The sequence below is a fragment of the Vibrio kasasachensis genome, from assembly GCF_050337565.1.
Taxonomy (GTDB): domain Bacteria; phylum Pseudomonadota; class Gammaproteobacteria; order Enterobacterales; family Vibrionaceae; genus Vibrio; species Vibrio kasasachensis.
In genome coordinates, this window is record NZ_JAKJTB010000020.1 from 122,740 (window position 1) to 133,954 (window position 11,215).

An 11,215-nucleotide genomic window follows, 5' to 3' on the forward strand; every position below is an offset into this window, starting at 1 on the left:
GGTTTGCGTTCATTTTCTCAATATGAGAAGCTTCGGCATCCTTTTTGAGAATCAAACTGAGTTGATTTAGCACAACATGATTATTGAATTTGAAGAAAAGCTACTCGAGCTGATCGATGAGCGCATTGCGTCTGCATCGGATGATGAACTTTTTGCAGGTGGGTACTTACGTGGTCACATTTCGCTGTCGGCAGCTTCATGCGAAGAAGACGGAATTAATGATGTTGAAGAGTTAAAGCAGCGCATTGTGGCTAGCCTAGAACAAGCTCGTTCGGAGCTAACGCCAGCGGATAGATGCATCGTAAATGATTTGTGGCTGGAGTTGGCAAACAACGCCTAATCACGGATTACGTCGATCTCGACACCCTTTCAAACATATGTGGTTGTTGCTTTATCACTCTCTTTCTATGCTAAGTCTTAGGAACAGAAAGAATAAGGAACAACCACAATGCTCATTGTTGCTTTTGGAGCGTCAACCAGCTCAGCCTCTATTAATAAAACACTTGCCAGCTATACCGCCCATCTTGTCCCAGGTGCAGAGGTGAAAGTACTCGACCTTAATGACTATCCCGTCCCTATTTTTAGTGAAGATACAGAGAAAGAAATTGGTCAAGCAGAAGGGGCAAAAGCTTTTTTGGCAGATATTGCTCAAGCGGATGCCTTGGTGATTTCATTCGCAGAACATAACGGCACTTACACCGCAGCGTATAAGAATTTATTTGATTGGTCATCGCGTATTGAACGCGAAGTCTTTCAACACAAGCCGGCGATCTACTTATCTACTTCTCCTGGCCCTGGAGGTGCAAATAACGTGTTGACGACAGCATTAGGTTCCGCTGCGTTTTTTGGCGCTCAATTGAAAGCTTCATTATCGGTTGTCAGTTTTTATGACAAGTTTGACATTGAAAACGGTGTATTTAACGATCATCAAATTGTTGAACAGCTCAAACAAGCAGTAGGTCAGTTGTTGAAAAAGTAATATAAATCTGATTATTCTGCATAGTTTAAAGATTAAAGCCAAACGCAAAGAATGTATTTGGCTTTATATTTTTGAATCAATGTTGATTCGTGATGTTTTTCGCAAATATCCATCGCTCTAATAAAGCTCAATAATGACTGATTAACAGTAATGATATTGTTTAATGCTAATTAATTGAGTTTATTGTGCTTATGGAGTAGTTGGCTTGATAAATAAAAAAATAAACAAATTTACGTTTTTTACCGTGATGCTTTGCTCTTTACTGATGTCAAATGGTGCAATGGCAAGCCGAAGTTTTGATAGGGAAAAGCTAGACCGATTCTTAACGATGCTTGCTGATAATGATTTAGCAATGTTAAGTGTAGCAATCAATGAGAAGGGCAAATCGACCTACATCAATCAGACGGGCTACTCGCAACTCTCTGAGAGGTGGTTTTTGCCTGATACGAAAACTCTAGCCACCTCAGATACTCGTTATAAAATCGCGTCTATTTCGAAGAGTTTCACTGCTGTATTAGTCTTCCAATTGATTGAGCAAGGGAAGTTGAGCTTATCCTCCCGACTGTCTGATTATTATCCCGAGATTCCAAACGCAAACTTAATCACGATTGAACAGCTTTTGTCCCATTGGAGCGGTATATTTAATTATACAAATGCCCCCAATTTAGAAGCCAGTTGCCAACAAGACTACACGCCAGAGGAGTTGGTAGAAATCATTGCAAGTCATCGTCCATCACTACCGCCTGGAGTAAGTAACGAGTATTCGAATTCTAATTATGTATTGTTAGCCGGTATTATCGAGCAGGTTACAGGTAAAATATATGACGAGCTATTAGAGTCAAATATCATTGAGAAAGCCAAACTTACGCAGACTTCTTTTTGTGGCTCTGTATCTTGTGAAGGTTATTCAGACTCTTATTATTTGGTCAATGGTAATTGGTCAAAGTCTTTCGATTGTTCTCATACGTACGTAAGAGGCTCAGGGTCAATGATCTCAACCCCAAAAGATTTGACGTTATTCGCCAATGCTTTGTTTAATGGTGATCTGGTTTCTGAAGAGTCATTTCATACTATGAAAGGTATCTCGAAACAACATGGTAAAGGTTTGTCTCCCATTCCTTTTCACTATCGAATGATGTATGGACATATGGGGGCTATTGACGGCATTCGCTCGATATATGGCTATTTTGAGGATGATGATGTCTCCATTGCGCTTATCTTAAATGGCAGCGCTACAAATCACCACAATGTGCTAGTGGGGATTTTGGACATTTATTATGACAGAGCATTTGATATTGATGATTTCAAAGTGAGGTGAATTTGTGATTTTTTGCAGCATTAACGGTTTATTTAACGCCAATGCTGCAATTATCTTATTGCGCTTTGATCTCTTTACCTTTTCTTAGCTTACGTACCCACATACGACTAGGGTCTAATTGCTCGAGTAAATCGACGGGCAATGGCAGTGGGTCACCACAAATCTGTGACGCTAGTATTTCTGCCATCAACGGCGCTGAACTCAATCCACGAGAGCCTAAACCAAGAAAACAGTACAGGTTGGCATAATGAGGTGTTGTAGCTGCATGCCGTGTGCTGTCACTCAAATTGGCGTAAGCCGATTTTATTTTCTCGAAATTGCCGACATTGCCAATGAATGGCAGGTGATCACGACTTACACAACGAATACCTTGGCGAGATTGATTACTTGAACTATCAACCTCATCCGCCCAAGGCTGATTTGGCACACAGTGACGTAGTTTATCTGCATTTTCTTTTTGCGCGACTGGGTCAAATAAGTAATTCAACTGACTACGATCGTAGCTTGCACCAATACAATGGTGTTGGTTGTTTGGGTTTACAGGTGTCATATAGCCGTCGTAACACAACACAGTTTTCAGTTTGGTTAATGAATCAGTCGTTGGAATATGGCTCACTTGCCCTTTTACCTGCCCGAGAGGAATGTCTTTGCTTTGTGAGAAAGAGGCAAACTCGTTGCCATTAGCAATTACTACACAATCATGCTGGAAAGTTTCGCCATTGGATTGTAGTTGCCAAGAATTGCTTTCAACTTGCTCTAACACATCAATTTTATGTGCAAATTTTGCTTCAAATTGCTCATTCTTATCTAAGTGTTCAATCAAGCCTTGGGTTAACTCTGCGGGACATAGCCAACCGCCAAGTGGATAGTGCACGCTAGCCATATCTATCGGCAAGCCAATAGTCTGGCTGGTTTGTGTTGCATCCAGACTATTAATCAGTTGAGGGTCGAAGTGACCTTCAAGCATATTGTCTAGTTTACTCGCTGATTTATCGTCCCATTTTAATTGCGTCACCCCACACCAATCGTGATCAAATGGGAATTGTTCTGCTGCTTGGTCGACAAATTGACGGGCAAATAAGAACGCTGGAGCAAATACGCGAGAGACGTTATGGTGTGCGCCATTCAATAGCGGGTATACCGCGCCTTGTCGATTGCCTGATGCGCGCTTTGCGGCCTGTTCATCTTGGCAATACAGGGTCACTTTTTGACCACGGCGTACGAGTGTATTCGCGAGTGCAGCACTGGCGATACCACCACCAATAATCGCGATGTGCTTGTGTACAGGGCTGGCTGAACGATGGAACCATGGTTTGATATTACTATTCGCTTTCCGCTCTAGCAGGCAACCGGCAATCATGTCACGCTTGGTACCAAAGCCTTTGACCTTTTTCATATCAAAGCCAGCTTCTATCAAGCCTCGACGCACAAAACCAGCGGCAGTGAATGTTGCGCAGCTGCAATCTATTTTGGCGAGCTTCGCCATGCCATCGAATAAGCTTTGGTTCCACATTTCTGGGTTTTTACTTGGTGCAAAGCCATCAAGGAACCATGCATCGACAACACCGTGTTCGGGCACTGGCACTAATGGCATGCAGTCTTTGATATCGCCAAACCATAGATCGAGCGTGATTGCGCCATCAGCTAGAACAATACGATGGCATTCAGGTACGGCAATAGGGTAATGACGTTGCAGTTGCTCGGCATATTTGGTGAGTTCAGGCCAAGATTGATGCGCTTTAGCAAGATCGGCTGAGCTCAGAGGATATTTCTCAAAACTGATGAAGTGCAGCTCTTGGAGTGGTGCTTTAGGGTTTTGTTGTTTAAACTGCTCGAACCATTGCCATACAGCTAAAAAATTTAACCCTGTGCCAAATCCTGTTTCGGCAATCACGAAGCGGCGTTGGTCATATTCTTGCCATCTTTGTGGAAGATTATTTTGGCTAAGGAAGACGTAACGAGTCTCTTCTAGACCGTTTACGTTAGAAAAATAAACGTCATCGAACTGATCTGAAACAGGGGTTCCCACTTCGTTCCAGTCTAGTTTGGCATTGGTTATCGTAGTCATAATGTCTAATATTTGTGATTATTGACAGTAAAGTTGTGCTGATTGTACGGTTTTCAGTGAAAGCTGACCACTTCTGTGAGCTAACTTAGTTATTATCTAACGGTATTTTGAATTACAGGAATGTCATAATGAAACGAGTCGTAATCACCGGTATGGGTATTGTTTCAAGTATCGGTAACAACGTCGAAGAAGTTTTAGTGTCTCTAAAAGCGGGTAAATCTGGCATCACTGCGTCTGAGCAGTTTAAAGAGCACGGTCTACGCTCTCAAGTTTGGGGTGATCTAAAAATCAACCCAGCAGAGCATATTGACCGTAAACAGATGCGCTTTATGGGTGATGCGGCTGCGTATGCATACCTATCAATGCAACAAGCAATCGAAGATGCCGGCTTAGCTGACGATCAAGTGTCCAACGATAGAACAGGTATTGTTGCCGGTTCTGGTGGTGCTTCTTCACTTAACCAAGCGGTTGCGGTTGATACTTTACGCGAAAAAGGCGTGAAGCGTATTGGTCCTTACATGGTACCGCGTACGATGTCTTCTACTGTGTCAGCTTGTTTGGCTACACCATTTAAGATCCGTGGTGTTAACTACTCGATGAGTTCTGCATGTGCAACTTCAGCACACTGTATTGGTCATGCGATGGAGCTTATCCAACTGGGTAAGCAAGATATCGTATTCGCTGGTGGTGGTGAAGAGCTTGATTGGACTCTAACGATGATGTTTGATGCGATGGGCGCTCTTTCTACAAAGTACAACGATGCACCAGAACAAGCATCACGTACTTATGATGCAGACCGCGATGGATTCGTTATTTCTGGCGGTGGCGGCATGATGGTCATTGAAGAACTGGAGCATGCTCTAGCTCGTGGCGCTAAAATTTACGGTGAAATCGTTGGTTATGGTGCGACTTCAGATGGCTACGACATGGTTGCTCCATCAGGTGAAGGCGCAGTGCGTTGTATGAAGATGGCAATGCAAGCCGTTGACAGTGTTGACTATGTAAATACGCACGGTACATCAACGCCTGTGGGTGACGTGAAAGAGCTAGGTGCTATCCAAGAAGTCTTTGCGGATAACAGCCCTGCGATTTCTGCGACTAAAGCGATGACTGGTCACGCGTTGGGCGCTGCGGGTGTACACGAAGCGATTTATTCGACGCTAATGCTGCACAATAACTTCATTGCTCCAAGCATTAACGTCAATACTCTAGATGACGCAGCGAAAGGTTTAGACATTGTCACTGCTATGCGTGAAGCAGAGCTGACAACTGTAATGTCAAACAGTTTTGGTTTTGGTGGTACTAATGCCACGCTCGTTATTAAGAAATATCAAGGTTAACGAAATTCGTCGGCTAATGTTTTAGCTGACGACCCAGTTTCCAGAGCTTGACCACCGCCTAATTGGTAATGGTTGAACAGACGCAAAATTTGACCCCTGGAGAGCGGGTCGAATCCTTTTGTTCTGGATCTTACCGGTCTCATCATGAGGCCGGTTTTTTATCCCCTTACTATCGAAGGCAATCATTTTTTACTTAACTGATTGCAACGGATTCAAATCATCATTTCCGAAATTTTTTGCGAAGTTCGTACCTGATTGAAGTACTTAAAGAGTTCATAATAGGGCTTGGTACAATGAGTGTCCCCTGATTAAATGTAAAAATATCTGGTTGCTGTTAGCATGCTCTGAATGGATGCTAGCTTTGCTCGATGACATGGTTCATTTGAGTTGATAGGGATTGGTCTACGGACTCCCTTGCTACAACGGCAATGATTTGGGTATAACTATTTTATTAGAGCTTGTTAGAGTTACGACAGTGCTCGACACCGCTCGTTGATTTCTGCACAATCCTGTTAAAACCGCATAAGAATACGAAAGATAATGAAAATTCTAATTGATGAAAACATGCCTTACGCTGAAGAGTTATTTGACCAACTTGGTGAAGTGATTTTAAAACCAGGTCGGACGCTAACTGCTGATGATTTAGTTGATGTTGATGCGCTCATGATCCGCTCGGTGACCAAAGTGAATGCTGACCTGATTGCCAAGGCGAACAAACTTAAGTTTGTCGGCACGGCGACAGCGGGTATGGATCACGTCGATCAAGCATTGTTGCGTGAACGTGACATTTTCTTCACAGCAGCTCCGGGGTGCAATAAAGTCGGTGTCGCTGAGTACGTGTTTAGCGTAATGATGGTACTGGCACAACAACAAGGTTTTTCGGTGTTTGATAAGACCGTGGGCATTGTCGGTGCAGGTCAAGTCGGCAGCTACTTACAAGATTGTCTAGAAAGCATTGGTATTAAGTGTCTTATTAATGATCCACCTAAGCAGGCGAGTGGAGATACGCGTCAGTTTACTCCACTAGACGTGCTACTTGACCAAGCTGATATTATTTCGCTGCATACCCCTATTGTTCGTGATGGTGAATATGCAACGCATCATATGATTGATCAAACTGTGCTTGATTCCTTGCGCGCAGATCAAATTTTAATTAATGCAGCGCGTGGTCCGGTGGTAGATAATCAGGCATTAAAACAGCGTTTGCAGAAGCGAGATGGCTTTGCCGCGGCTTTAGACGTATTTGAATTTGAGCCAGATGTTGATATGGAGCTGCTAACTCTGCTAGCATTCGCGACCCCACATGTTGCTGGCTATGGTTTAGAAGGCAAAGCGCGCGGAACCACGATGATCTTTAATAGTTACTGTGAGTTCTTAGATCTGCCCCTAAAAGCGGAAGCTTCGGATCTCTTGCCTATCGCACCAGTACCGAAAGCGACTCTTCAACATGCTTGGGATGAAGCGACGCTGCACAATCTGACCCAGATCATCTATGATGTTCGTAAAGACGATGCGTTGTTTCGACGTGAGATCGCCAAACTGGGCGCATTTGATCAGATGCGCAAAGATTATTGGGATCGCCGCGAATATGGTGCAGTAACGCTAGTAGGCGACAAAACGTGTAATTTGGAGCCACTAGCGAAATTAGGTTTTCAAATTGAGGTAAGTGAATGAGCCAACAATATAATGTGGCCGTGTTTGGTGCGACGGGAGCGGTCGGTGAGACGATCATTGAAGTGCTACAAGAACGCAAGTTTCCTGTAGGCGAATTATACCTGTTAGCCAGCGAACGCAGTGAAGGTAAAACTTACCGCTTTAACGGCAAAACGATTCGAGTGCAGAATGTAGAAGAGTTTGATTGGTCTCAGGCTCATATTGCATTATTTTCAGCGGGTGGTGAACTGTCTGCGAAATGGGCACCAATCGCAGCTGAAGAAGGCGTGATCGTTATAGACAATACCTCACACTTCCGTTACGAATTTGATATTCCGCTGGTTATTCCAGAAGTGAACCCAGAAGCGATTGCTGAATTTCGCAACCGCAATATTATTGCCAATCCAAACTGTTCAACTATCCAAATGTTGGTGGCACTAAAACCGATTCATGATGCAGTAGGTATTGAGCGTATTAACGTTTCAACTTATCAATCAGTTTCGGGTGCGGGTAAAGCTGGTATTAATGAGTTGGCGAGTCAAACCGCTAAATTGTTGAATGGTCTTCCAGCAGAAACGGAACAGTTTACACAACAAATTGCTTTCAACTGTATTCCACAGATCGATCAAATGATGGAAAACGGCTACACCAAAGAAGAGATGAAGATGGTGTGGGAAACACAAAAAATCTTCAATGACCCTTCAATTGCAGTCAATGCAACTTGTGTACGTGTACCAGTATTCTATGGGCACGCTGAAGCTGTGCATGTAGAAACACGTGCGCCAATTGATGCACAAGAGGTAATCCAACTATTGGAAAATACTGAAGGTGTGGAAGTGTTCCACGGTGAAGATTACCCAACTCAGGTTCGTGATTCAGGCGGTAAAGATCATGTGATGGTTGGTCGTATTCGCAATGACATTAGTCATCATAGTGGAATCAACCTATGGGTTGTGGCAGATAACGTGCGTAAGGGGGCAGCGACGAACGCTGTTCAGATCGCAGAAGTGTTGGTCCGCGATTATTACTAAACGGATTAGTTAACTCTTTAAGCCTCGCACAATGCGGGGCTTTTTTAGTCGATACTGGGAAAAATGTGTGAGATTAATGCGATTATTAAGCTAGCCACACACTTTTTGGCTCTATCGCTATAGTTTTACTCTCATGATCCGATATATTTAACAGATCACGAATTTTTTTATTATGAGCACCGAGCAGAGCCTTATATGCGTCGATTTCTTCAACGTCTGCTAATGCCTATCGCGTTGGTAGTCGTGACTCAGACTCCCACTGTTAGTGCAGAGAGTATTCGCCTCACCGGGCCAAATGGTGAGATTCAATTGTCACCACAATTTGCTGAACAAATTACGCGTCGAGCTACTGATGTCAGTGAGCCATCTCGCTTTTATGGACCGACATCAGAGCAGGAAACGCTATGGGCAGTGGCTTCACGCTTGCGTCCATCAAATCAAGTGTCTGTTCAACAGACCTTATTGGCGATCTATCAGCTCAATCCACAAGCGTTTGAAAACCAGAACATCCATACTTTGAACCCTGGCAGTACCCTTCGTATTCCATCTTTAGCTCAGGCTCGAAGTGTTTCTAGTGATGAAGCAGTCCGCATTATGGATTTGCATCAGGCCCGTTTGGAAAGAAATACCACTGTACCTCAAATCAATAACACGCCTGCAGTGGTTAAGTCAGCCCAAGAAGTGCCCGCGGTAGAGGCAAAACCTCAATTAAATAGCATTGCTGCAAAGATCGAAAAACAAGAATTAGAGCCAAATAAAACAACGTCAACGACGGTTGCAGAAAAACCGTTAATTAAGCCTGTATCGGTAGGGAATATAGAAAAGCAGATCCAAAGCTCCGGCTCTGAGATGACTGCACTTGAAGAGAAAAATCACCGCCTTCGTCTAATGCTCGCGGAAGTACAGACCGAAGTTGATGGCCTTAAACAAGAACTGGGCGATGAAAGTAGAATTCGCTCAGAAGTTGAAAAGCAACTTGAAGCAGAGCGCCTACGTTTAGCGGAAGAGCAACGTAACGCTCCAAGTATGTTGGACAATATGTTGTCCAACGGCTGGTTAGTGGCTGCTTTAGCGATAATACCAGGTCTGTTGATTGGACTCATTGCAGTTGTTCTTATTGGACGTAAAAAGTCAGAAGCACAACAAGCAGCGACGGATCTTACACAAAGTCCGGTTGTGAATACTGCGGCCGCACCAATGGTTACCGATGCACTTGATGATGATGTCGAGGATGAACTTGATCTCGACGATGACTTGTTTGGTGAATCAAGTGATGACGACCTGTTGTTCTCAGATGATATAGAACTTAATAATTCAGAATCTGATGAAGCGGATGTCTTTGCTGATCTTGATGATGGCGATCTTGATTTCAATCTAGAGAATGAAAATGATGATGATCCGTTTGCTGCTATAGGTGAAGACGGTGCGCTCGATGAATCAATCGCTTCCCCAGGTATTAGCAGCAACGGGATCAGTGTTGATGCAGATGAAAAAGCGCTTGGTCTCGAAGAGATGGAAAGAGCATTAGATGACGTCATTATTGAAGATGAGTCGGAAGGTGACGATTTCGACCTTTCAGATAGTGCGGTTAACCAAGCTGAGTTGGATGACTTATTTAGCTCAGCGTTGAGCACGCCCGATTCCGATAATGGGGTTGAGCAGTCAATGCTTGATGAGCTGCTTAGCGAAACGTCGGCTGATGATGGGTCATTAGATTTTGACAATTTACTTGATGAGTCAAGTGATGGATTTGATTTAGATAGTGATGATAGCCAATCGTTTGAATCACTCAATATCGCTTCCGATAGTGAGATCGACGATTTATTTGCCCAAGTAGAAGCGCAAGCAAATCTTGAACAAATGGAAGAGGCTGCCAAGTCATCGGAAGAACAAGACGCATTAAACAAGTTAGAAGATGAAAGTACGGCGTTATTTGATGAGTTATTCGAACCATCACTAGAGACAGATAAATCAGCACTTGAGCAGCCTCAGTTATTGGATGAGTTACTTGATGTTGGGGAAGATGACTTTGACCTAAGTTCGGATGATGACAATGTCGATCTTTTAGATGAGTGGTTGGATGATAGCGATGATGATCAAGCTCTCATTGGAATGTCGGAAGATTCTACGGCAATGTTGGATGAGTTGTTAGAGGGTGATGAAGATTTTGATGCGTTCACACCGAAGCCTGCTCAGTCCATAGATGAGTTAATTGATGAAACCAACTCAGACGAAGACGATATTCTTGAAGGTTTTGACCCAAATTCAACCGAGATGTTGGATGAGTTATTAGATGAAGAAGAGCTTGAGGAAAGTGCTGCAAACTCTACTTACAACGCTGACAGTACCGATTTACTTGATGACGTTCTCAATGATGATGACACCAGTGAAGATTCTGAATTTGGTGATGAATCGACGGATTTATTCGAAGAACTTCTTGAAATAGAGAAAAGCAGTTTAAATCCTACTTCATCCCCTGTTGAAGAGCAGATTGAAGAAATAGACGCGTCAGTCGACGTTTCAGACCATGAAGAAAGCAACTTAGAACCAGTTGCCGAAGTGGGTGACACTGGAGCGAAGGACAGTGAATTCTCAAGCGAAGATTTCGTTGATGACATGCGGAATGTTGCACCAGAAGAGGATCCATTGCTTGGTGAATTTAATTTTGATCAGTTAGCGGATGATGCGAAATTAGATGTTGAATCAGCGGATGAAGAGATGCAATCCTCTTTGCCAGAGCCAGAGCCAGAGCCAGAGCCAGAGCCAGAGCCAGAGCCAGAGCCAGAGCCAGAGCCAGAGCCAGAGCCAGAGCCAGAGCCAGAGCCA

At 43.7% G+C, this 11,215-nt stretch carries 8 protein-coding genes; 7 read left to right on the forward strand and 1 reads right to left on the reverse strand.

The genetic code is table 11. The features are described from left to right. The first annotated feature begins 76 nt into the window (after positions 1–76). The 3 genes from L4C38_RS16880 (at position 77) to L4C38_RS16890 (ending at position 2,297) form a co-directional block, all read left to right on the forward strand. Positions 77–340 (forward strand): YfcL family protein, encoded by a 264-nt coding sequence (locus tag L4C38_RS16880; protein ID WP_428798724.1) that lies wholly within the window; start codon positions 77–79, stop codon positions 338–340. Between the two features lie 108 nt (positions 341–448). Beyond that, positions 449–979, forward strand: a complete 531-nt coding sequence (locus tag L4C38_RS16885; protein ID WP_428798725.1) for an NADPH-dependent FMN reductase — start codon at positions 449–451, stop codon at positions 977–979. 205 nt (positions 980–1,184) lie between these two features. Next, the gene (locus tag L4C38_RS16890; protein WP_428798726.1) at positions 1,185–2,297 is read left to right on the forward strand and encodes a serine hydrolase domain-containing protein; all 1,113 of its coding nucleotides are present in this window, start codon (positions 1,185–1,187) and stop codon (positions 2,295–2,297) included. A gap of 55 nt (positions 2,298–2,352) precedes the next feature. Here the strand turns inward: L4C38_RS16890 and mnmC are convergent, their stop codons facing one another. Beyond that, positions 2,353–4,365 carry a bifunctional tRNA (5-methylaminomethyl-2-thiouridine)(34)-methyltransferase MnmC2/FAD-dependent 5-carboxymethylaminomethyl-2-thiouridine(34) oxidoreductase MnmC1 gene (gene mnmC / locus L4C38_RS16895; protein ID WP_428798727.1) on the reverse strand — a complete coding sequence of 671 codons (2,013 nt, stop codon included), beginning with the start codon at positions 4,363–4,365 and terminating at the stop codon, positions 2,353–2,355. Positions 4,366–4,493: 128 nt separating this feature from the next. Between mnmC and fabB the strand changes: the two genes are divergently transcribed. The 4 genes from fabB to L4C38_RS16915 form a co-directional block, all read left to right on the forward strand. After that, positions 4,494–5,705, forward strand: coding sequence for a beta-ketoacyl-ACP synthase I (gene fabB, locus L4C38_RS16900; protein ID WP_428798728.1), 1,212 nt, complete (start codon positions 4,494–4,496; stop codon positions 5,703–5,705). A gap of 540 nt (positions 5,706–6,245) precedes the next feature. After that, positions 6,246–7,379: a 4-phosphoerythronate dehydrogenase gene (locus L4C38_RS16905; RefSeq protein ID WP_428798729.1), complete on the forward strand. Its 1,134-nt coding sequence runs from the start codon at positions 6,246–6,248 to the stop codon at positions 7,377–7,379. Beyond that, entirely contained in the window at positions 7,376–8,389 is a 1,014-nt protein-coding gene (locus L4C38_RS16910) for an aspartate-semialdehyde dehydrogenase (protein WP_428798730.1), read from the forward strand. Before L4C38_RS16905 ends, L4C38_RS16910 begins: the two co-directional genes overlap by 4 nt. A gap of 195 nt (positions 8,390–8,584) precedes the next feature. Continuing rightward, positions 8,585–11,215: FimV/HubP family polar landmark protein (locus L4C38_RS16915; RefSeq protein ID WP_428798731.1), on the forward strand; the 2,631-nt coding region annotated here is incomplete at its 3' end.